Source organism: Xanthomonas sp. 4461 (assembly GCF_024806475.1).
GTDB lineage: Bacteria > Pseudomonadota > Gammaproteobacteria > Xanthomonadales > Xanthomonadaceae > Xanthomonas > Xanthomonas arboricola_F.
Genome location: NZ_JANTYV010000009.1, coordinates 38128 through 58184 on the forward strand (window position 1 = coordinate 38128; position 20057 = coordinate 58184).

At 66.8% G+C, this 20057-nt stretch carries 19 protein-coding genes, 1 tRNA gene and 1 other RNA gene; 8 read left to right on the forward strand and 13 right to left on the reverse strand.

The features are described from left to right. Positions 1 to 132 precede the first annotated feature (132 nt). Both FHY19_RS22060 and FHY19_RS22065 read left to right on the forward strand, forming a co-directional pair. Positions 133 to 993: a PA4780 family RIO1-like protein kinase gene (locus FHY19_RS22060; protein WP_046964796.1), complete on the forward strand. Its 861-nt coding sequence runs from the start codon at positions 133 to 135 to the stop codon at positions 991 to 993. A 435-nt stretch (positions 994 to 1428) separates the two neighbouring features. Next, on the forward strand, positions 1429 to 2376 hold the full coding sequence (locus tag FHY19_RS22065; RefSeq protein ID WP_259155907.1) for an alpha/beta hydrolase: 948 nt from the start codon (positions 1429 to 1431) through the stop codon (positions 2374 to 2376). Between the two features lie 150 nt (positions 2377 to 2526). Here FHY19_RS22065 and FHY19_RS22070 read toward each other — a convergent pair whose 3' ends face one another. The 4 genes from FHY19_RS22070 to FHY19_RS22085 all read right to left on the reverse strand — a co-directional run bounded on the left by FHY19_RS22070 (position 2527) and on the right by FHY19_RS22085 (position 7372). Continuing rightward, complete coding sequence (locus tag FHY19_RS22070; RefSeq protein ID WP_259155906.1) at positions 2527 to 3237, reverse strand: DUF2490 domain-containing protein; 711 nt, start codon at positions 3235 to 3237, stop codon at positions 2527 to 2529. Positions 3238 to 3507: 270 nt separating this feature from the next. Further along, the gene (locus FHY19_RS22075) at positions 3508 to 4362 is read right to left on the reverse strand and encodes a nucleotidyltransferase domain-containing protein (protein WP_259168604.1); all 855 of its coding nucleotides are present in this window, start codon (positions 4360 to 4362) and stop codon (positions 3508 to 3510) included. 42 nt (positions 4363 to 4404) lie between these two features. Further along, positions 4405 to 6309 (reverse strand): tRNA uridine-5-carboxymethylaminomethyl(34) synthesis enzyme MnmG, encoded by a 1905-nt coding sequence (gene mnmG / locus FHY19_RS22080; protein WP_259168605.1) that lies wholly within the window; start codon positions 6307 to 6309, stop codon positions 4405 to 4407. 598 nt (positions 6310 to 6907) lie between these two features. Continuing rightward, positions 6908 to 7372, reverse strand: a complete 465-nt coding sequence (locus FHY19_RS22085; RefSeq protein WP_259168607.1) for a hypothetical protein — start codon at positions 7370 to 7372, stop codon at positions 6908 to 6910. A gap of 158 nt (positions 7373 to 7530) precedes the next feature. Here FHY19_RS22085 and FHY19_RS22090 point away from each other — a divergent pair, with 158 nt between their 5' ends. From FHY19_RS22090 to FHY19_RS22100, 3 genes are all read left to right on the forward strand, one after another. Next, a complete protein-coding gene (locus FHY19_RS22090; RefSeq protein WP_259168610.1) occupies positions 7531 to 8490 on the forward strand; it encodes a pyridoxal-phosphate dependent enzyme in 960 nt (319 codons plus the stop codon). Then, positions 8475 to 9092, forward strand: coding sequence for a YdcF family protein (locus FHY19_RS22095; protein WP_259155901.1), 618 nt, complete (start codon positions 8475 to 8477; stop codon positions 9090 to 9092). The genes FHY19_RS22090 and FHY19_RS22095 overlap by 16 nt, the downstream gene beginning before the upstream one ends. Positions 9093 to 9331: 239 nt before the next feature. Then, positions 9332 to 9751 carry a nuclear transport factor 2 family protein gene (locus FHY19_RS22100; protein WP_259168611.1) on the forward strand — a complete coding sequence of 140 codons (420 nt, stop codon included), beginning with the start codon at positions 9332 to 9334 and terminating at the stop codon, positions 9749 to 9751. A gap of 392 nt (positions 9752 to 10143) precedes the next feature. Here the strand turns inward: FHY19_RS22100 and lpxO are convergent, their stop codons facing one another. Further along, positions 10144 to 11049: a lipid A hydroxylase LpxO gene (gene lpxO, locus FHY19_RS22105; RefSeq protein WP_259155899.1), complete on the reverse strand. Its 906-nt coding sequence runs from the start codon at positions 11047 to 11049 to the stop codon at positions 10144 to 10146. Between the two features lie 101 nt (positions 11050 to 11150). Here lpxO and FHY19_RS22110 point away from each other — a divergent pair. Then, positions 11151 to 11226, forward strand: a non-coding RNA gene (locus tag FHY19_RS22110) — sX9 sRNA. 169 nt (positions 11227 to 11395) lie between these two features. On the opposite strand, the gene bioC is transcribed toward FHY19_RS22110, so the two are convergent. The 6 genes from bioC to bioB form a co-directional block, all read right to left on the reverse strand. Continuing rightward, positions 11396 to 12280, reverse strand: coding sequence for a malonyl-ACP O-methyltransferase BioC (bioC, locus tag FHY19_RS22115; RefSeq protein WP_259168612.1), 885 nt, complete (start codon positions 12278 to 12280; stop codon positions 11396 to 11398). A gap of 63 nt (positions 12281 to 12343) precedes the next feature. Beyond that, positions 12344 to 13126, reverse strand: coding sequence for an SDR family oxidoreductase (locus FHY19_RS22120; RefSeq protein ID WP_259168614.1), 783 nt, complete (start codon positions 13124 to 13126; stop codon positions 12344 to 12346). 44 nt (positions 13127 to 13170) lie between these two features. Next, positions 13171 to 13932 (reverse strand): pimeloyl-ACP methyl ester esterase BioH, encoded by a 762-nt coding sequence (bioH, locus tag FHY19_RS22125; protein ID WP_259168616.1) that lies wholly within the window; start codon positions 13930 to 13932, stop codon positions 13171 to 13173. Positions 13933 to 13960: 28 nt separating this feature from the next. Beyond that, entirely contained in the window at positions 13961 to 14344 is a 384-nt protein-coding gene (locus tag FHY19_RS22130) for a hypothetical protein (RefSeq protein WP_259155893.1), read from the reverse strand. Between the two features lie 319 nt (positions 14345 to 14663). After that, a complete protein-coding gene (gene bioF, locus FHY19_RS22135) occupies positions 14664 to 15869 on the reverse strand; it encodes an 8-amino-7-oxononanoate synthase (RefSeq protein ID WP_259168618.1) in 1206 nt (401 codons plus the stop codon). A 193-nt stretch (positions 15870 to 16062) separates the two neighbouring features. After that, positions 16063 to 17097: a biotin synthase BioB gene (gene bioB, locus FHY19_RS22140; RefSeq protein WP_259168619.1), complete on the reverse strand. Its 1035-nt coding sequence runs from the start codon at positions 17095 to 17097 to the stop codon at positions 16063 to 16065. 49 nt (positions 17098 to 17146) lie between these two features. Here bioB and FHY19_RS22145 point away from each other — a divergent pair, with 49 nt between their 5' ends. Continuing rightward, positions 17147 to 17872, forward strand: coding sequence for a ComF family protein (locus FHY19_RS22145; protein WP_259168621.1), 726 nt, complete (start codon positions 17147 to 17149; stop codon positions 17870 to 17872). Between the two features lie 246 nt (positions 17873 to 18118). Here the strand turns inward: FHY19_RS22145 and ubiA are convergent, their stop codons facing one another. Next, a complete protein-coding gene (ubiA, locus tag FHY19_RS22150; RefSeq protein WP_259168623.1) occupies positions 18119 to 19018 on the reverse strand; it encodes a 4-hydroxybenzoate octaprenyltransferase in 900 nt (299 codons plus the stop codon). Positions 19019 to 19311: 293 nt separating this feature from the next. Between ubiA and FHY19_RS22155 the strand changes: the two genes are divergently transcribed. Continuing rightward, positions 19312 to 19388, forward strand: a tRNA-Arg gene (locus FHY19_RS22155). Positions 19389 to 19614: 226 nt separating this feature from the next. Here the strand turns inward: FHY19_RS22155 and FHY19_RS22160 are convergent. Beyond that, entirely contained in the window at positions 19615 to 19956 is a 342-nt protein-coding gene (locus FHY19_RS22160; RefSeq protein ID WP_259155887.1) for an HPF/RaiA family ribosome-associated protein, read from the reverse strand. Positions 19957 to 20057 lie beyond the last annotated feature (101 nt).

The window sequence follows — 20057 nt, forward strand, 5'->3', positions numbered from 1 at the left end:
GGCAGGTCCCCGCATGGTAAGCGCTCGCGCCAATGCCTGCCTCCGGTCGCACTGTGTGCATCGCATGTAAGCACTTCATCCTGCTTGCCGCATAATCGCCGCTGACTTGTTTCGGATCGGTCCCCCTCGTCCATGAAAACCCCCAAGGGCCTGCAGCCGCTGATCGACGACGGTGTCATCGACGAAGTGCTGCGACCACTGAAGAGCGGCAAGGAAGCCTCCGTCTACGTGGTCAGCGCAGGCGAGGACATCCTGTGTGCCAAGGTCTACAAGGACATGGCGCAACGCAGCTTCCAGGCGCGCGTGCAATATCAGGAGGGCCGCAAGGTGCGCGGCAGCCGCCAGGCGCGCGCAATGGGCAAGGCCACCAAGTTCGGTCGCCGCGAAGCCGAGACCGCATGGAAGAACACCGAAGCCGACGCGCTCTACCAGCTGGTGGATGCCGGCGTGCACGTGCCCAAGCCGCGCGGTTATTTTCATGGCGTGCTGCTGATGGATCTGGTCACCGACGAAGCCGGCCATAGCGCACCGCGTCTGGGCGAAGTGGAGCTTGAGCCGGAGCAGGCACGCGCATTCCACAGCAGCCTGATCGGCGACGTGGTCAAGATGCTTTCGCTCGGCCTGGTGCACGGCGATCTGTCCGAATACAACGTGCTGGTCTCGCCCGAGGGCCCGGTGGTGATCGATTTCCCGCAGGTGGTCAGCGCCGCCGGCAACAATGCCGCGCGCGACATGCTGCTGCGCGATGTGCACAACCTGCGCGATTGCCTGGGCCGCTTCGCCCCGGACCTGCTGGACACCCACTACGGCGAAGAGATGTGGGCGCTCTACGAAAAGGGCGAGTTGCGCCCGGACAGCGCGCTCACCGGCCGCTTCAAGTTCGATACCAAGCGCGCCGACGTGCGCGCCATCCGCGCCTCGATCGAAGACGCGCGGCAGGAAAATCTCATCCGCCAGCAAGGGCGCGAAGCCGCTGCCGAAGACGACGATTGATCGTTGCGTGCGTCATGACCGCACGCTGCCAGTGCAACGGGAGGCGTTGGCGCGGTTCACGCTGCATCCTCCAGCCGCGAAGACGTCGTTTGCGTAACGGCGCGAACGCAGCAACGTGGGATCCGGGTACCTTCGGAAGTTGCCGTCAACGAAGGGCAAGTTGCCGATTCATCCCGCCCTGCCTGCGCGTGCAGGTCTGCGCACCCGCCGGGCAGTTGCGCATGCGCGCGATGCAATGCAGCAATCGGCAGCGCCACTGCGTGCTCGCATCTGCGCGAGATCTCACGCGTGCAGGCCCAAGCGCTTGTGTATCAAGCCAGCACCGGCGCGCTCAAGTTATCGGCCGTCATCTTGCCGAATCATTATTCAGATTAATTGTTATTAAAAATAAGTATCAGGCAGACTCGGCAGTCGTTCACCACCAGCGAGACCGCCATGTTCGATCCCGATGTCGTTCGCTTGTTCACCGTGCTGCAGCAGGCCGCCCAGCCGCCGATGGAAACGCTGCCGCTGGCAGAGGCACGCGCAATGATGCGTGGTATGGGGGCCCAACTCGGCTTCCCGGTGCTGGAGATGGCGCAGCTGCGTGCCGTACATGCCGACACCGCTGCCGGCAGCGTGCCGTTGCGGCTCTATCGCCCCCAGGGCTTGAGCGATGGCCCTGCGCCCACCTTGCTGTTCGTGCACGGTGGCGGTGGTGTGGTGGGCGATCTGGATTCGCATGACGATGTCTGCCGGCAGCTGGCCGCACGCGCCGGTTGCCAGGTGCTGGCCGTCGATTACCGGCTCGCTCCGGAGCATCCCGCACCTGCCGGGGTGGAGGATGTCATCGGCACGCTGCAGTGGCTGGCCGCGCATCCCGAGCAGGTTGGGGCAGACCCGCAGCGCCTGGCGGTGGCCGGCGACAGCATCGGCGGTGCGATGGCGGCTGCCGCTGCAATCGCCGCACGCGATGCCGGCATTGCGCTGCGCTGTCAGCTATTGCTGTACCCGCTGACGGACACGCGCCAGGACAGTGGCGAGCATCCGTCCCGCACCACCAATGCCGACATCCCGCCGCTTACCCGGCAGGCCACGCAGTTCTTCAACCAGCATTTCATCAAGGACCCGGCCATCACCCTGGATTGGCGCGTCTCGCCGCTGCTGGCGCCGGATCTGAGCGGCGTTGCGCCGGCCCTGATCGTGCTGGCCGAGCGCGACATCCTGCATGACGAAGGCCTGCGCTACGCCGAGCGCCTGCGCGCAGCCGGCGTCGAGGTCAGCGTGCACACCTTCCCCGGCATGGTGCACGGCTTCATCCATATGGGCAGCATCATCCAGGCAGCCGACACGACCGTGGACATGTTTGCCGACGTGCTGCGACAGCGGTTGTTGCCGGTGTGATCGTGCGTGTCGCCCAGATCGACGACACGCTCAGCCTCATGGCGTGCAGGCCGCGTTGGTGCGCGACGCCGATGCAATCGCGCCAATGCGATCCACCCGAACAAACGCCCGCGCGATCCGGCACCCGGTGCCGGGGCGCTACCGCGGCGTCTAGAAATTGAAGCGGAACGTCGTCATCAAGACGTGGTTTTCCCGATCCACCGCACGCGTATTGACGAACTGGTTGAGATAACCGACGTCCACATTGGAGATGGCGTTGAATTTCCAGTTGATGCCGACAAAGACGCGGTTCTGATCGATGCCGCGGCGCGCCCCCCACGTGGTCTGATCGAGATTGACGAACAGCTCGTTGAACGCCACCCACGACAACTTCGGGTTGAACCCACTCGGGCGCACGGCGCGAATCATTTGCCGCACGCGGTAGCCTTCATCGCTGAAGTCTTCGCGGTGACGCTGTTCCAGGCGGGTACGGCTGGTGATGCTGATCTCGGCGATCGGATCGAACTGATATTGAAACTGTCCCCACCAGCGATTCTCGCGGTTGGACGGCTGGCCTGCCGGGTGGCTGATGATGGTGTCATAGCCCATCCAGACGCTGGCCTTGGGATTGAGCCGGTAAAACACCGCAGGGCGCAGGATCAATTGATCGAACTGCTCGCCTTCCTCGCGCCAGCGCGGATGAATATCCATGCTCCAGTAAAGGTTTTCCACCGGCAGCTTGCCCTGGGCGTAGATACTCAGCCAATACCGGCCATCTTCTTCAGTAGCGGCATGGGCCGTGGAGAGACTTCCCAGCAGTAAAAGCAGAACAGGGCCGGCGATGCGAAACGTTGCGGTCCGTAGCGTGCCAAATGCGTTCATTTAGTCGAATGTGTCGTCGTTGGCAAATCATAGCAACATCTCTTGTGCTCCCATCGACCGTCTGATCCACCTGCAGCGCCTCTGTTCGCCTGTCGCTTCGCTAATCGGGATATTCCATCGTTTCAGTGCATTCGAGGGCAGCGCGCGCAGATAGCGGGCGAGGTGGCGTGTCTTTATTTGCCTTCCGCTCGACCAGCGCGATACGCCAACGCCGACAGCGCTGCAGCGGCTGGCGATCGATTCACCAGGCCGACGGCCCGCAACAATGGATCAGGGCAATGCAGCCTCGTTGGAAAGCATTTGCCGAAACACGGTGTCCAGGGCATCCGAACGCCCGCTGCCGGCAGGCAGGTGTGGCTGCGACGTGCCCATGCGGTCGAGTTCTGCTTCCAGAAAATCGCTGATTGGCGCAATCCGGGGCCCATCTTCCACTTCGGTGGAGACGCGCTTGAGCGCCAGCAGACGATCCACCTCGTGACGCAGCTCACCGGTGGGCAACAGTTCTTCCAGCAATACGTCGAACGCCATCGGCGGCATGTCCTGCCTGCGCTCGATCCATTGGCAGGCCAGGATCGGGCGCAACACGTACAGATACTTTTTGGTGCGAATCCGCTCGCCGCGCAGGTAGCCGCGGTAGTTGCTCTTGGCCATGTTGAAGTAATGCCACCAGGTGCCAAGCGGCGAATAGAACTGCGTCGAGATCGCGCGCAACTGCGCGACGGCCACCGCATCCTGCCGATAGACCACCGGCGAATGCAGCCATTCCAGCAGCGTCGGATTGGACTTGGAGACCAACCGCAAGGCCTTGCGCAGGTCCCAGCCGCTGACATCCAGATCGTCGGAGATCGGCAGTTCGATCACGTCGCGCTGCGGCTCGTTGGGGCCGGTGTTCTCGTTGACCGTCAGATACCAATCGCGACGATGGACGTAGACAAACCGTGCGTCGTAATCGCTGTCGGGCGAGGAGAATCCCCAGCCGCGGCTTCCCGATTCGCATGCCAGCAGGATGCGCACGTCGTGCTGCCGTTCGATGTCGCGCAGGGCCGACAGCACGGCCTCGCGCTTGTCCGCTGCGATGGGGTGGATGTCCATGTTGTAGCTGTCCTTGCGGATGACGTGCCCCATGATAGCCAGCGCGCGCAGAGGCGTCCGGGCGCATGGCGGCGGCTACGCCACCTGGTTGCGGCGCGCGCGCTCCAGATGGACCAGCAGCAGCGAAATCGCTGCCGGCGTCATGCCCGGGATGCGTTGCGCCTGGCCGATGTGTTGCGGACGCACACGTTCGAGTTTTTGCTGCACTTCGATCGACAGGCCGCGCACGCCGGCATAGTCGAATCCTTCCGGAATCGGCGTCGTTTCCTGACGTTGCTGGCGCGCGATATCGTCGCGCTGGCGATCCAGGTAACCGGCGTACTTGACGCTGATTTCCACCTGTTCGGCCACCTGCGTATCGTCCACGCCCGGCCCCAGGGTCGGCACGCGCATCAGCGTGGCGTAGTTGAGTTCGGGGCGCTTGATCAGGTCCAGCACATTGGTTTCGCGGCTGAGCGACACGCCTAGCGTCTGCGCCACTTCGCGGCCCAGCGCATTGCCCGGCGTCGCCCACAGCGCCGACAGGCGCGCGCTTTCGCGCTGCACCGCTTCCTGCTTGGCCGAATACCGCGCCCAACGCGCGTCGTCGACCAGCCCCATCGCGCGGCCGACGCCGGTCAGGCGCGCATCGGCATTGTCCTCGCGCAGCTGCAGGCGGTATTCGGCGCGGCTGGTGAACATGCGATACGGCTCGGTGGTGCCGTGGGTGATCAGATCGTCCACCAGCACGCCCAGGTAGGCTTCGTCGCGGCGCGGCGACCAGGCCGGCAGGCCCTGCACATGACGGGCGGCATTGAGGCCGGCGAGCAGGCCTTGTGCGGCGGCCTCTTCGTAACCGGTGGTGCCGTTGATCTGGCCGGCGAAGAACAGCCCGCCTACCGCCTTGGTTTCCAGCGAGGCCTTGAGCCCGCGCGGGTCGAAGAAGTCGTATTCGATCGCGTAGCCGGGGCGGGTGATATGCGCCTGCGCAAAGCCGTGGATCGAGCGCACCAGCGCCAGCTGCACATCGAATGGCAGCGAGGTGGAAATGCCGTTGGGATAGATCTCGGTCACTTCCAGGCCTTCGGGTTCGACAAAGATCTGGTGGCTGGTCTTGTCGGCAAAACGCACCACCTTGTCCTCGATCGACGGGCAGTAGCGCGGGCCGATGCCTTCGATCTGCCCCGAATACAGCGGCGAGCGATGCAGCGCAGCGCGGATGATGTCGTGGGTCTGCTCGGTGGTGTGAGTGATCCAGCAGCTGACCTGGCGCGGGTGATCGCCAACCTGGCCCATGAACGACATCACCGGCAGCGGGTCGTCGCCCGGCTGTTCCTGCATGACGCTGTAGTCGAGCGTGCGCCCGTCGATGCGCGGCGGGGTGCCGGTCTTGAGCCGGTCGATCGCGAACGGCCGCTCGCGCAGGCGCGCCGCCAGCGTGGTGGCCGGCGGGTCGCCCATGCGCCCGGCGGCGTACTGGGTCTCGCCGACATGGATCTTGCCGGCCAGGAAGGTGCCGGCAGTCAGCACCACTGCCGGTGCCTCAAAGCGCAGCCCGGTCTGGGTGATGACCCCGCGCACGCTGTCGGCCTCGCCTGCGCCGTGGTGGATGATCAGATCGTCCACCGCCGCCTGGAACACGGTCAGGTTGGGCTGGGCCTCGACGATGCGACGGATGGCGTTGCGATAGAGGTTGCGGTCGGCCTGGCAGCGGGTGGCGCGTACTGCCGGGCCCTTGGACGCATTGAGCGTGCGCCACTGGATGCCGGCCAGATCCGCCGCGCGCGCCATGGCGCCTCCCAGCGCATCGATCTCCTTGACCAGGTGCCCCTTGCCGATTCCGCCAATGGCCGGATTGCAGCTCATCGCGCCCACGGTCTCGATGTTGTGGGTCAGCAGCAAGGTGCGGGCACCGGCGCGCGCGGACGCCAGCGCGGCCTCGGTGCCGGCATGGCCGCCGCCGATCACGATGACGTCGAAGCGATAGAAAGGGTCGGACATGGGTCTGGACTGATCAGCAAAGAGAAGGAAGCGGCTGCGGAAGTATCGGCTGAAGCGCTCGCGTGGTCACTAAATCGCCAAATATGTGATGTGAGTCACATTATTGAATAGTGGCCCTCAAGTTGGCATGTTTCGTGCGGATATCCCTACTGCACCCGTCGTGGCATTGCGACATGGGCGCAAAGGCTGGAATTGGAACAGGGGCCAGCCGCGCGTGCGACGGGGTAGCGTAAGGGTCGGTAGTCGGGGGACTGCCGACCCTTATTTTTTTCTGCAACCCGGCACTGCCGGCACGATTTCTGGACCGCGCCGACGCGTAAGACCCGCACGGCCCTGAAGCGACACCGCCTCTGGTGCGACAAAAACATAAAGCCCCGGCATGCCGGGGCTTTATGCATTGAAGGCGCCGATATCCGACAGGGCCGGAACAGGGGGGATCCAGATTTCCCTGTCGGACATCGACATAAGTCGGTCAGTGAGGCGGGCCGTGTCAGAACATGACGCGGCAGGTCACACAGAGCACCTAGCTTGCGACCAAGTGCTGGCTGAACGCAAGCCCCCAATGTTGGCATTTGTGGGGCGCGTCGCAGTCAGCTTGTCACGGAATTTGCTGGCGGGGGTTGCGTGGCGCGGTCTGGCGCTGGATTTCGCGAATCACGCGTGGCGGTGCACCGATCCGTGCCGGCGGCCGTGCGGGCGGCGCGCCAGTCGCCGGTGGCGAATTCGGGCGCTGCGGCCGCGGTCCGCTCGGCCGCGGGCCATGGTTGAACGAGCCGTTCGGGCGCTGCGGGCGGTACTGCGGGCGGCGATCGTACGGTCGATAGTAGTAGCCACCGCCGCGATACACCGGATACACCGGGTAGTCGTATAGCCCGATCGCACCGGCACCATAGGGAGCGCCGTAGGGGCCGCCGTAGGAGTAGGGTGAGTACCCCGGTGGATAGCGATACTGCACGGCGGGCGCGCCACGGTAATAGCCACCCGATCCACCTCCGGTGTAGTCGTAGGTTGCGCAGCCGCTCAGGGCCAGTAGCCCGGCGGCGAAGATCAGACGGAATCTCATGGATGGTGCCCTCCTGCAACCATGATCCCACTTTCGAACCGTTGCGTTGAATCGGTCCTTAACTGTGTCGCAATGTGGCGCTTTTTCATCGATCCAGCATGCGCAGGCGGTGTGCGTGCGAGCCGTGAAGAGTGGAGCGATACGTTAATCTTGCAGGCATGATCGAGATGGTCCCTCTTGCCCATTCAGATGTCCTGCAGGCTGCCGCGCGCATCGCGCCGCACTGCGCGACGACACCGTTGCTGACCTCGCACCACCTGGATGCATTCTGCGGTGCGCAGCTGTTCTTCAAGGCCGAGCACCTGCAGCGCAGCGGTGCATTCAAGTTTCGTGGCGCCTGCAATGCGGTGTGGTCGCTGCCCGACGATCTGGCGCCGCGCGGCGTAGTCACCCATTCTTCCGGTAACCATGGCGCGGCATTGGCGCTGGCCGCCCGCACGCGTGGGATCGGCTGTCATGTGGTGGTGCCCGAAGGTGCCGTTGCCGCCAAGCTGGCCAATATCTCCCGGCATGGCGCCACGCTATGGCGGTGTGCCCCGACCATCGCGGCACGCGAGCAGATGTGTGCCCAGGTCCAGGCCACCAGTGGCGCGACCCTGGTGCATCCGTACACCGATCCGGCCGTGATCGCCGGCCAGGGCACGGCCACGTTGGAGTTGCTGCATCAAAGCGGCGGGCTGGATGTGCTGCTGGCACCGGTCGGGGGAGGCGGGCTGGCGGCCGGTGCGGCGTTGGCGCTGCGGTCCGCGCCCGGCTGCGCGCTGGTGCTGGCCGAGCCCAGCGGAGCGGCCGACACCGCGCGCTCGCTGGCGGCCGGGCAACGCCTGGTCGACTTCGTGCCCGACACGGTCTGCGACGGTCTGCGCGGCACCCTGGGGGCGCCGAACTTTGCGTTGCTGCAGGCCGGCGACGCGCAGGTGATCACAGTGGACGACGCGGCCGTGATACAGGCGATGCGGCTGATCTGGCAGGTGCTCAAGCAGGTGGTGGAGCCGTCTTCGGCCATCACGCTGGCGGCGGTGCTGGCCGAGCCGGCGCGGTTTGCCGGGCGCAGGGTCGGGCTGATCCTGTCCGGCGGCAACGTCGATCTGGACGCGCTGCCGTGGGCCGCCGCGTGAGCAGGCGTGCGCGCGGGCTCGGCCTGTGGGGCTGGGGCTGGCGGTTATGCATGCTGGCGCTGATCTGGCTGGTGGCGGTGGCCGGCTGGATCGTCTGGGTCGGCGATCGCGATCAGGCGGCGCCGGCGGACGTGATCATCGTGCTGGGCGCGGCCGCCTACGATGCGCGCCCGTCGCCGGTCTTCGAAGAACGGATCCGGCATGCGCTGGATCTGTATGGGCAAGGTTATGCGCCACGGCTGTTGTTCACTGGCGGCTTCGGCAATGGCGCGCGCTTTGCCGAGTCGCAGGTGGCACGGCGCTACGCGCTGCGTCATGGCGTGCCGCCGGAAGCGATCGTGATCGAGACCAGCTCGCGCACCACCCGCCAGAACCTGCTGCAGGCGCGGGCGCTGATGGAGCGACACGGCATGCACCGGGCGATCATCGTCAGCGACCCGTTGCACATGGCGCGCGCGTTGCGGCTATGCCAGGAACTGGGGGTGGATGCGCTGGCCTCGTCCACGCCGAGTACGCGCTTTCGCAGCTTCCACACCAGCTGGCGCTTCCTGCTGCAGGAGGTCTACTTCTTCCACCGCGATCTGGTAGTGCAGGGGGCCTGACGCTGCCGCGTTTCATCCGGTGGCATCGAGCTGGCACTGCCGGGCAGGTGGCAGGTGGGAGTGCTCAGGCATATCGCACCGACAGGTCGGGCGCTGGCCGCAGCGGTTCGGTCATGTGCGCTGCGCAACGGCGCGGCCATCGAGGATGGGAGGCGCAAGCGATGGAGCGGACGCTGACCGCATCCCAGCGCGCGCCAAACCCGCTCTATGATGCGGCTTTCCCAGCGGCAGGTTCGAGCATGAGCGAGAGCAATCGGCAACACGCCATCGGCCTGGTCCAGGCCTATTACGATGCCTTCAACCGCGGCGATTGGGATGCCATGCTGGCGTTCCTGGCCGACGATGTGGCGCACGATCTCAATCAAGGGGCACGCGAGATCGGCCGCGCGGACTTCGCGGCCTTTCTGCAACGCATGAACGACAGCTACCGCGAGCAGCTGCGCGACATCGTGATCACCGCCAACGACGACGGCACGCGCGTAGGTGCCGAGTACGTGGTGCACGGGGTCTACCACACCACCGACGAAGGCCTGCCGGAAGCCAACGGGCAGACCTATGTGCTGCCGGGCGGTGCGTTCTTCGATGTGCACGACGGCGCCATCACCCGCGTCACCAACTACTACAACCTGCAGGAATGGATCGCGCAGGTATCGCGCTGAGTGCATCGACGGGCACGGGCCAGACCAGCGTAGGAGCGCGCTTGCGCGCGATGAGGCCTCACCGGCAATGCCTGGTCCCGCCCGGGTGCGCTCCTACACGGGTGGTCCGGTGTTACTGCATACGGTGCATTGGCCTGCGCTAGTCAATCGCCGTGCACGGCCAGGCCTGCGTAGGAGCGCGCTTGCGCGCGATGAGGCCTCACCGGCATGCCTGTCGCGCCCTGGTGCGCTCCTACACGGAGGGGCCGGTGTTACCGCATACGGTGCATTGGCCTGCGTTGGTCAATCGCCATGCACGGCCAGACCTGCGTAGGAGCGCGCTTGCGCGCGATGAGGCGTCCCCGGCAATGCCTCATCGCGCCCGGGTGCGCTCCTACGCGCTTGGTCGGGCGTTACAGCAGCACGATGCCGACCACCACCAGCACGAATATGCTCCACTTGAGCACCTGGTATAGCGGGTTGTTGCGCTCCTTCAGCGCCTTGGCCTTCAGGCGCGCCGCGTAGAAATACCGGAACACGCGGTTGATGCCACCGGTCTTGTCGCCCTCCTGATTGGGCGAGGCGCCGGCAGAAAGCAGGCTGCGGCCGACGAAGCGATTCAGCGCCGCCGCCCAGCGCCAGCGCATCGGGCGTTCGATATCGCAGAACAGGATGATGCGGTCCTGGTCGGTGTCGTTGCGCGCGTGGTGGATGTAGGTCTCGTCGAACATGGTCCACTCGCCGTCGCGCCAGCTATGCCGCTGGCCGTCGACGTCGATGAAGCAGCGGTCGTCGTTCGGCGTGGCCAGGCCCAGGTGCAGGCGCATGGACCCGGCGAAGGGGTCGCGGTGTGGACGCAGTTCGCTACCCGGCGGCAGTTCGGCAAACATCGCCGCCTTCACCGTGGGGATGGACTTCAGCAACGCGGTGGTCTGCGGGCACAGCTCGGCCGCAGACGGGTGCGCTGTGCCGTACCACTTCAGATAGAAGCGCTTCCAGCCGCGGCGGAAAAACGAGTTGAAGCCGATATCGGTATAGCCGTCGGCAGCGCGGATCTTCTGCATCTGCTGCAACGCCACCGCTTCATCGCGGATCACCGGCCAGTTGGCACGTAGCGGGGCCAGTTCGGGGAATTCCTTGCCCGGATCGATGAACGGTGTGGTCGGCACGCGCGAACACAGGTACATCAGCGCGTTGATCGGCGCCATGAAGGTGGAATGGTCGAGCAACTGCCGGCTGAGCCGGTGGCGCACGCGACCGCGGTAATGGATGTACAGCGCCGATGCGATGAACAGCGCGATGATGAGCCACTTCAACATTGGGAAGGCCGATTGGGGGACGGGGGCCGCAAACCTAAGAGCGGCTATCAAAACGTCAGTGCAGCAGCCGGGCGGGGGCGCTGCCGGTACTCGGAACCGGCATGTACCACGCGTACATGCAGATTCCTGCGCGCCGTCTGCAGCCACCTGACGGCTGCGTGCTGCATTTTGCTAACCACGCCGGTTCAGGCGTCGAAAAGGCAAGCCGCAACAGGAACATGCGGCCATTGACTGCTGAATTCTACCGGGTGTCGCGACCGAGCCTGACAGGTCAGCATTGGTGTCGTCGCAAAACTGTGTGTCTCGCCGGCAACGGCTGCGTTGCTGCCGGCGATTTGCACCGCCGCTAGTCGATGCGGCGGCGGATCGGGATCGAGGCTACCGGGACGCTGGCGATATCGTGTCCCTGCTCGCGGATGGGCGCGCCGGGTGCCGGCGCCCAGGCGTGCGCGTAGATCACTTCCCAGGAGCTGGGCAGGGTGCCGTCCGGACGCCGCAGCGGTTCGTAGGCGGCGTTGGCAGCGGCAAAGCGGCCGCGTCCGGTCAGCGTGGCGCGGCGGTTGCTGAGCGCATTGGTGGCGCCCATCGCACGCAATTCGCGCATCAAGGCCGGCAGGTCGTTATAGGTGAGCGTGAACAGGTCGCGGTCCAGCACCGGGTCGCGGAAACCGGACATCAGCAGCGCATCGCCGAACTGCGCGATCGGCGGGAAGCGGCTGACGTGCGGTGCGGTGTCGGCCTGGGCGAAGGCGTCGCGCAACTCGATCAGGGTTTCCGGGCCAAAGGTCGAGCACAGCAGCAGCCCGCCCGGCCGTAGCGCGCGCCGGAACCCGGCGAACACTGCCGGCAGGTCTTCCACCCACTGCAGGCACAGATTGCTGAAGATCACATCCACGCTGCCGTCAGCCACCGGCAGCGCGCGCGCATCGGCGCAGACCTGCGCGAACGGCTTCCACCAGCCTGCGGCCTTGCGCGCCTGGCGCAGCATTGGCATGGCCTGGTCTAGGGCGATCACCTGGGCCTTGGGCCAGCGCTTCTTGATCGCACCGCTGGCATGACCGGGGCCGGCACCCACATCCAGCACCACCTTGGGCACCTGCTCGCCCAGGTAGTCGAGCGATTCGAGCAGGCGCGTTTCCACCTCGCGCTGCAACGCGGCGGCGGCGGCATAACTAGTGGCGGCCCGCGCGAAGGCGCGGCGGACGTGGCGGGGGTCGAAAGTGCTGTTCATTGCCAGGCTATTGTCGCCGGTGGGCGAGGCGGAGGGAATCGATGCGTGCGATGGGCAGGTGCGCTAGAACGTGCCCGGATAACTGCCGCCATCGATCAACAGGTTTTGCCCGGTGATATAGCCGGCCTGCGCGCTGCACAGGAACGCGCAGGCCGCGCCGAATTCGTCCGGCTCGCCGAAGCGTGCTGCCGGAATGGCTGCCTGCTTGCGCTCGGCGACCTCCTCCGCAGTGTTGCCTTGCTGTTGCGCGATGGCAGCGAAGTTGCCGCGCAGGCGGTCGGTGGCGAACTGGCCAGGGAGCAGGTTGTTGATGGTGATGTTGTCGGCCACCGTGCTGCGCGCCAGCCCGGCAACAAAACCGGTCAGGCCGGCGCGCGCGCCATTGGACAGGCCGAGGATGTCGATCGGTGCCTTCACCGCGCTGGAGGTGATATTGACGATGCGGCCGAAGCGGCGCGCGCGCATGGCATCGACGGTGGTGCGGATCAGCTCGATCGGCGCCAGCATGTTGGCGTCCAGCGCACGCAGCCAGTCCTCGCGCTCCCACTGCCGGAAATCGCCTGGGGGCGGGCCGCCTGCGTTATTGATCAGGATGTCGACCTGCGGGCAGGCCGCGAGCGCGGCGGCACGTCCTTCCGGCGTGGCGATATCGGCCACGACACTGCGCACCTCTCCGGCGCCGCGCAGTGTGCGCAGGCTGTCGGCGGCCTGGTCCAGGGCGGCGCGACCACGCGCAGCGATCACCACGTTGACGCCTTCATGCGCCAGGGCGCGGGCGCAGCCCAGGCCCAAGCCCTTGCTGGCGGCGCAGACCAGTGCCCAGCGCCCGGCGATTCCAAGATCCATGCGATGCGTCCTCGATCAGCGAGGTCGCATGATCGGCGATCTGCTCACGGCACGGACGCAACGAAGCGTTGCAGCGCGTCGGCCACCTGATCGGCGTGGCCGAGAAACGGCGCGTGGCCGCCGCCGGCGATGGTGAGCGCCTGCGCATGTGGCGCGAGCGCGGCCGCAGCATGCATGGCGGCGGCAGGCACCAGCCGGTCGCGTTGCCCTCCAATCCATAGACTGGGACGCGCCAGCTGCGGCAACGCGCGGCGCAGGTCGGTGCGTTCGAGCAGGCCCAGGCCCTGTTGCAGGGCATCGGCCGCCGGCGCGCCGCGTGCGCTGAGCGTTTCGCGCAGGCTGCGCAGTTCGGCGCGCGCATGCGCCGAGCCCAGGGTATCCAAGGCCAGAAAGCGCTCCAGGGTGCCGCGGTAATCGCGCGCCAGGTCTTGGCCGAACTGCACGAACACCTCGCGCTCGACCGCATCCGCCCAATCGGCGCCGCGCACGAAGCGCGGCGTTGCCGCGATCATCGCCAGCCCGCGCACCTGCGGCTGAGTGGCGGCGGCATGCAGCGCAAACAGCCCACCCAGCGACCAGCCGACCCACACCGCCGGCGGCGTGGCCGCGGCAATCGCGGCCACCACATACGGCAAGGCCAACGGCGTGGTGTCGTCGCGACTGAAGCCGTGCCCGGGCAAGTCGACCAGGTGCAATTGATAATGCGAGGACAGCCGCTCCACCAGCGGTGCGAACACGCCGCCGTGCAACGCCCAACCGTGCAGCAGAACCAGCGCGGGCCCATGGCCGATGACATCGATATGCATGCACGGATTGTCGCCGATTGGCGCGCGCTCAGCGTGCAGAACCTGCGCGCTCTGCAGCGATCGCAGGCGCCAGCACCGCCCATTGCTGTCGCGCATACCTGCGCCAGCACCAACGATCCGGCCAGCGCCAGCGCCGCGCGCGCTGCGTGGCGATCGTATCGGCCAGCCATCGGGGATCGAAGCCCTCCCACACACCGGCCACGCTGCGCAGGTTGCCGATCAGCGCCGGGTGCACCTCGTGCAGCAGCATCGTGCGCAGTTGCGGCAACGTAAACGGCGAGGCCGCCAGGATCCGGGCAATGCGCGCGTGTTCGCCATCGCACGCGCTGTCCAGATACAGCAGCGACAACGCCTCCCAGACGCGGCGTTGCGCCGGTGAGGCGATTGGCGTCTCGGGCGCGGTCATTGCCATGTCAGCGGGTGCGTGGGCAGTGTTTGCCGGTGTGGATGCTGCGGCATCGGTGCGGAGCTGCCGACATCGCGGTCGCTTGCACTCGGGTGGAAGCGAGGCCGCAGTGGCTTGATCGGCAGTGCAGGTGCCCGTGATTGTTCGCGCACGGGTGGTGCGGTGATGTGCCGCGCGATCAACGGCGGCAACGCACGTCTGCATGCAGTCGGCACGCGTGCGTGCAGACGTGCGCATCGAACCGTCTGCGTGAGCCATCCAGTGTCTGGGTGCTGGCCGCGCCGGTCCGGCGTTGCGCACGACGAGCGCGCTGCCCGGCTACGCGTCAAGCGGAAGCGCGCAGCGGTTGCCGGCTGACCACATCGCGCGCCTGCACGATTGCCTCGATCAAGGCCTGCACCTGCTGCGGTGTGTGCAGCGCCGACAAGGTCACCCGCAGGCGCGCCTTGCCTTCGGGCACGGTGGGCGGGCGGATCGCGCCGACCATGAAACCGGCCTGTTCGAGTGCGGCCGACATCGCCATCACCGTGGCTTCCTCGCCGCACAGCAGCGGCTGGATCGGCGTGTCGGAGGCCATCAATTCGAACCCATGCCGACGCGCGCCATCGCGGAAGGTGCCGATCAGTTCGACCAGGCGCGCACGCCGCCAATCGTCGCGACGCGCCAGCCGCACCGCGGCCAGGGTGGCGGCGACCTGCGCCGGTGGCAGGGCGGTGGTGTAGATGTACGGGCGCGCGGTTTCGGCCAGATGGCGGATCAGCGCCTCTTCGCCGACCACGACCGCGCCGTAGCCGCCGAGCGCCTTGCCCAGGGTCACCAATTGCAGCGGCACTTCGGCAACGCCCAGGCCGGCGTCGGCCACGCAGCCGCGCCCTTGCGGGCCCAGGACGCCCACGCCGTGCGCATCGTCGATATAGAACATCGCTTCCTGCATGCGTGCCACCAGGCTCAGCGCGCGCAGCGGCGCTACATCGCCATCCATGCTGAAAACGCCGTCGCTGGCCAGCATCGCCGCCCCCTCGGGCGCACCCTTGAGCTGGCGCATGGCACCTTCCACGTCCAGGTGCGGATACCGCCGCAGCCGACAGCCGGCCAGGCGCGTGGCGTCGAGCAGGCTGGCGTGATTGAGCCGGTCCTGCACGCAGACATCGTCCTCTTCGCTGAGCAAGGCCTGCTGCACGGCGAGATTGGCGATGAAGCCGCTCCCGAACAGCAGCGCCGCCGGGTAGCCCAGCCACTCGGCGATGTCGCGCTCGAGCGTTTCGTGTGCGGTGTGATGGCCGCAGATCAGATGCGAGGCGGTCGCGCCGGCGCCATCGCGCGCGGCGGCGTCCTGCAGGGCAGCGACCACTTCGAACTGTTGCGACAGGCCCAGGTAGTCGTTGGAGCAGAAACCGGTCAGCCAGCGGCCGTCGATCTCCAGCCGCACGCCATCGCGGCGGCCGACCTGGCGCCGCACCCGCACCCGTTCCTGAGCGACGCGCAACTTGCGCAGCGACGAAATCCGTTCGTGCAGATCGGGGCGAGCCATGAGGGAGTTCGACAACGAAAGAAGGGCCGCTAGCGTAGCGTGCCGCGGTCACATCGCCCAGCCGGCACCGACGGCCGGTGGGGCGGGTTGACTTGCCGGTGAGCCTGCGCCGGTTTGGATCTGCGCCTGGCCCTTCTGCAGTGAGAACGGCCAGGCGCCGTGCAGGCTCATCCTGGATCGGGATGCGCTGTCGTCAGGCCGCGTGTTCGCACGCCGTGCCGCAGGTGATGTCTGCATGCACCGTGCCGGGGTGGTCGTGGTCGGCGGCGTCGACGGTGATCTGCATCGGGCGCAGGCCCAGGCGCTGGAACAGGGCCTGGTCGCGTTCGGTGTCCGGGTTGCCGGTGGTGAGCAGTTTTTCGCCGTAGAAGATCGAATTGGCGCCAGCCAGGAAGCACAGCGCCTGCAGCTCGTCGCTCATCGCTTCGCGGCCGGCAGACAGGCGCACCATCGATTTGGGCATGGTGATGCGGGCCACGGCGATCATGCGCACGAACTCGAACGGGTCCAGCTGCTGGGTGCCGTGCAGCGGGGTGCCGGCAACCTGCACCAGCTGGTTGATCGGCACCGAGTCCGGATGCGCAGGCAAGGTGGCCAGCGCCAGCAGCAGGCCGATGCGGTGCTCGCGGGTCTCGCCCATGCCCACGATGCCGCCGCAGCAGGTCTTCAGGCCCACATCGCGCACGTGCTCCAGGGTGTTCAGCCGATCCTGGTACTGGCGGGTATGGATGATGGAATCGTAGTAATCCGGCGCGGTGTCCAGATTGTGGTTGTAGTAGTCCAGCCCGGCGTCCTTGAGTGCGCGCGCCTGGCCGGCGTCGAGCATGCCGAGCGTGGCGCAAGTCTCAAGACCCATCGCCTTGACCTCGCGGATCATCGCCGCCACCTTGGGGATGTCGCGTTCCTTGGGCGAGCGCCAGGCCGCGCCCATGCAGAAGCGCGAGGCGCCGGCGGCCTTGGCCTGGCGCGCCTTGGCGACGACCTCTTCGGTCTCCATCAGCTTCTGCGCGGTCACGCCGGTGTCGTAGCGCTGCGCCTGCGGGCAGTAGGCGCAGTCCTCCGGACAACCGCCGGTCTTGACCGACAGCAGCGTGGAGACCTGCACTTCGGCCGGATCGAAGTGTGCGCGGTGCACGCTGGCCGCGTGATGCAGCAACTCGGGGAACGGCAGATCGAACAACGCCTGCAGCTCTTTGCGATCCCAGTCATGGCGTACGACAACAGACATCGGAGTTTCCTGACAGTCAGCGGCTTGGAAGCCAGGCAGTCTGGTGAGCATGGAAGAGGCTGTCAACTTTGAAGAAGTAGGCTCGGTTTACAGGTGGCCGCAACAGGTGTTGCGGCTGCTGTTGCCAAGCCTGTGCCTGGTCTGCGCGGAAGCGGGCATGTCCGATTGCGACCTGTGCCCCTCGTGCCGGGCCGCACTGCCGGAGCACGGCCACGCCTGTCTGTGCTGCGCCACCCAGCTGTTCGCCTCCGATGGGGTGGCGCTGTGCGGGCAATGCCTGCAGCAGCCCCCGCCATTGCAGCGCGTGCATGCGTGCTTTACGTATCGCTGGCCGGTGGACGGGCTGCTGCGCCGCTTCAAGTTCCATCAGGACCTGGCAGCAGGACGCCTGCTCAGCGAACTGATGGCCAGGCGCTGCGCACACCTGCCGCGGCCGCAGGCCCTGGTGCCGGTGAGCCTGCACCGGCAGCGGCTGCGCCAGCGCGGTTACGACCAGGCGCTTGAGCTGGCCAAACCGCTGGGCCGCGCGCTGCGGCTGCCGTGCCTGCCGTTGCTGCGCCGCGTGCGTGCGACGGCGCCGCAATCGGAGCTGGATGCCGTCGAGCGCCAACGCAATCTGCGCGACGCCTTCATCGCACGCGGCGCCCTGCCCGCACACGTGGCGCTGGTGGACGACGTGATGACCACCGGCGCCACGCTGCACGCGGCTGCGCAGGCCTTGCGGCGCGCGGGGGTGCAGCGGGTCGATGCCTGGGTGTGCGCGCGGGTGCCGTGATGGTGCGGCTGGGAGCGGTGCGCGTTCGATAGGGCGGGTGCGGTCTTGTTGCATCGGTCCGTACCTTCACCCCAACCCTTCTCCTGCAGGAGAGGGGCTTGTCGCCTGCGGAGGGGTCCTCAGCGCTCCGGGCCCTATCTGGACAGGTCGGTGCGTGGTCCATCAGCACGGTTCTGCAAAGGCATCGCCTGCCCGGAAAGCCTGCCGCACAGCCTTTAGCGAATCCCGAATCCCAAATCCCGGCTTCTAACGCACCGCCGCGGCGATACCGACAAAGATCGCCAGACCCACCCAGTTGTTATGCAGGAAGGCGCGGAAGCAGGGGCCGCGTTCGCGGTGGCGGGCGATGCGGAATTCGTAGGCCACCAGCAGCGCTGCGATGCCCAGCCCGGCCCAGTAAGCGACAGTGAGACCGGCGCGCAAGCCAACCAGCACCAAGGCCGCGAACATCGATGCATACAGCACGCCTTGTGCGATCAGATCGAACCTGCCGAACAGGATGGCGGTGGACTTGCTGCCCATGCGGAGGTCGTCGTCGCGGTCGACCATGGCGTACCAGGTGTCGTACGCGGTCGCCCAGAGGATATTGGCCGCGTACAACAGCCAGCCCAGCAACGGCACGCTGCCTTGTATGGCGGCAAAACCCATCGGGATGCCCCAGCCGAACGCCATGCCCAGATAGACCTGCGGCAGATGGGTATGACGCTTCAAATAGGGGTAGCTCGCGGCCAGGAAGACGCCGGGCACGCTCAGCGCCACGGTCAGCCAGTTGAGGCTGAGCACCAACCCGAACGCCACCAGCATCAGCACCACGAACACCCACAGCGCTTCGCGCCCGGACACCGCGCCGGTGGCGAGCGGGCGCGACTTGGTGCGCTCCACGTGCGGGTCCAGCCAGCGGTCGGCGTAGTCGTTGATCACGCAGCCGGCCGAGCGGGTCAGCCAGACCCCGGCGGTGAATACGAACAACGTCCACACCGGCGGCATGCCGCCCGCAGCCAGCCACAGCGCCCACCAGGTGGGCCAGAGCAGCAGCAGGCTGCCGATCGGACGATCGCCGCGGACCAGCTTCCAGTATTGCCCCAGCCGCTCGGACCATGTCAGCGCGGGCGCTGCCGGTGCCTGTTCGAAACCATGCTTGCTCATGCTGCAAAGGGTAGCAGCGCGCCCTGGATGCGGCCATCTGGGTGCGGCCATGAAAGTGCCGGCTGCAAGAACGTCGGTCGATAGGCGCGGGCCAGCGTCCGTGCTCGGGACTGCGGCGAAGCAGTTGGTGTGGGGGTTGGTGGCTGCGTCGGTGTCGGCTGCTCCTGTTAGCGCGGGCTGCGCATCAGGGAGTCTGCGGGGCAGGTTGGGCACCGCCCGCCAGCGGGTCTGCGGATGCCAGCGGCCGAAGGCATCACGCGGGTGGCGCGGGTTCTGGCATAATGCGCGGCCAGGCGCTCGTAGCTCAGCCGGATAGAGTAGTGGCTTCCGAAGCCATTGGTCGGGGGTTCGAATCCCTCCGGGCGCACCAGATCGCATCGTTCGGCCCGCTGCAGTGGCATTCCGCTGCAGCGGGCCGAAGTCGTTTCTGGGCCAGGGCTGCAGGTGTTTGAGCGGCTCTGTCCAGCCGCTGGGGTTGCATGTCGCCCGCGTTGGTGTCGAAGGCTGCGATGTCCTGCGCTGGCAGCGCTGCTGCTAACCCGCTCCGGCGATGGACTCGCTCAAGGGCAGAGCGCGTACGCCCTGCCCTTGAGCGATCAGATGCCGTCCGGTGCCGGCGCGGTCGCTCTCGCGTGCTGCTTGCCACGTGCGTGCTCGATGGCGGTGCGCAGCTTGCGGGCGGCGCCGGTGACGGCGGAGGCGGTGGTTTCGGCGCTGTTGGTGGCGGCGATCGGGGGCAGGCCGGCGACATGCGCTTCGATACTGCAGGTTCGATCCGCTGCGCCGCCGCGTTGGCCGTTCTCGTCGCGCAAATGCACTTCGACGCGGGTGATGTCGTTGGCGAAATGCGCCAGCTGGGCGGTGCAGGTCTTCTCGACATGCTGCACGACGGACGGGTCATGCGGCACGTGCTTGTCGGTCTGGATCTGAATCTGCATGGAGTTCTCCTTCGCGGTCATCCGCTGCGTCTGCCGTAGCGGTGACTCGATTCTGCGTCAGCCCGGTGTTGCCGCAAGGTGACAAGGCGTCGCATGTTCAT

What these genes read in the sequence shown, in the direction of transcription:
- FHY19_RS22075 (WP_259168604.1), bottom strand. Translation starts at nt 4,362, where the DNA reads ATGGGGCACGTCATCCGCAAGGACAGCTACAACATGGACATCCACCCC.
- bioC (WP_259168612.1), bottom strand. Translation starts at nt 12,280, where the DNA reads ATGAACAGCACTTTCGACCCCCGCCACGTCCGCCGCGCCTTCGCGCGG.
- bioF (WP_259168618.1), bottom strand. Translation starts at nt 15,869, where the DNA reads ATGGCTCGCCCCGATCTGCACGAACGGATTTCGTCGCTGCGCAAGTTG.
- FHY19_RS22065 (WP_259155907.1), top strand. Translation starts at nt 1,429, where the DNA reads ATGTTCGATCCCGATGTCGTTCGCTTGTTCACCGTGCTGCAGCAGGCC.
- FHY19_RS22060 (WP_046964796.1), top strand. Translation starts at nt 133, where the DNA reads ATGAAAACCCCCAAGGGCCTGCAGCCGCTGATCGACGACGGTGTCATC.
- FHY19_RS22100 (WP_259168611.1), top strand. Translation starts at nt 9,332, where the DNA reads ATGAGCGAGAGCAATCGGCAACACGCCATCGGCCTGGTCCAGGCCTAT.
- ubiA (WP_259168623.1), bottom strand. Translation starts at nt 19,018, where the DNA reads ATGAGCAAGCATGGTTTCGAACAGGCACCGGCAGCGCCCGCGCTGACA.
- FHY19_RS22160 (WP_259155887.1), bottom strand. Translation starts at nt 19,956, where the DNA reads ATGCAGATTCAGATCCAGACCGACAAGCACGTGCCGCATGACCCGTCC.
- FHY19_RS22090 (WP_259168610.1), top strand. Translation starts at nt 7,531, where the DNA reads ATGATCGAGATGGTCCCTCTTGCCCATTCAGATGTCCTGCAGGCTGCC.
- FHY19_RS22130 (WP_259155893.1), bottom strand. Translation starts at nt 14,344, where the DNA reads ATGGCAATGACCGCGCCCGAGACGCCAATCGCCTCACCGGCGCAACGC.
- mnmG (WP_259168605.1), bottom strand. Translation starts at nt 6,309, where the DNA reads ATGTCCGACCCTTTCTATCGCTTCGACGTCATCGTGATCGGCGGCGGC.
- bioH (WP_259168616.1), bottom strand. Translation starts at nt 13,932, where the DNA reads ATGCATATCGATGTCATCGGCCATGGGCCCGCGCTGGTTCTGCTGCAC.
- FHY19_RS22145 (WP_259168621.1), top strand. Translation starts at nt 17,147, where the DNA reads ATGGAAGAGGCTGTCAACTTTGAAGAAGTAGGCTCGGTTTACAGGTGG.
- bioB (WP_259168619.1), bottom strand. Translation starts at nt 17,097, where the DNA reads ATGTCTGTTGTCGTACGCCATGACTGGGATCGCAAAGAGCTGCAGGCG.
- FHY19_RS22070 (WP_259155906.1), bottom strand. Translation starts at nt 3,237, where the DNA reads ATGAACGCATTTGGCACGCTACGGACCGCAACGTTTCGCATCGCCGGC.
- FHY19_RS22085 (WP_259168607.1), bottom strand. Translation starts at nt 7,372, where the DNA reads ATGAGATTCCGTCTGATCTTCGCCGCCGGGCTACTGGCCCTGAGCGGC.
- lpxO (WP_259155899.1), bottom strand. Translation starts at nt 11,049, where the DNA reads ATGTTGAAGTGGCTCATCATCGCGCTGTTCATCGCATCGGCGCTGTAC.
- FHY19_RS22120 (WP_259168614.1), bottom strand. Translation starts at nt 13,126, where the DNA reads ATGGATCTTGGAATCGCCGGGCGCTGGGCACTGGTCTGCGCCGCCAGC.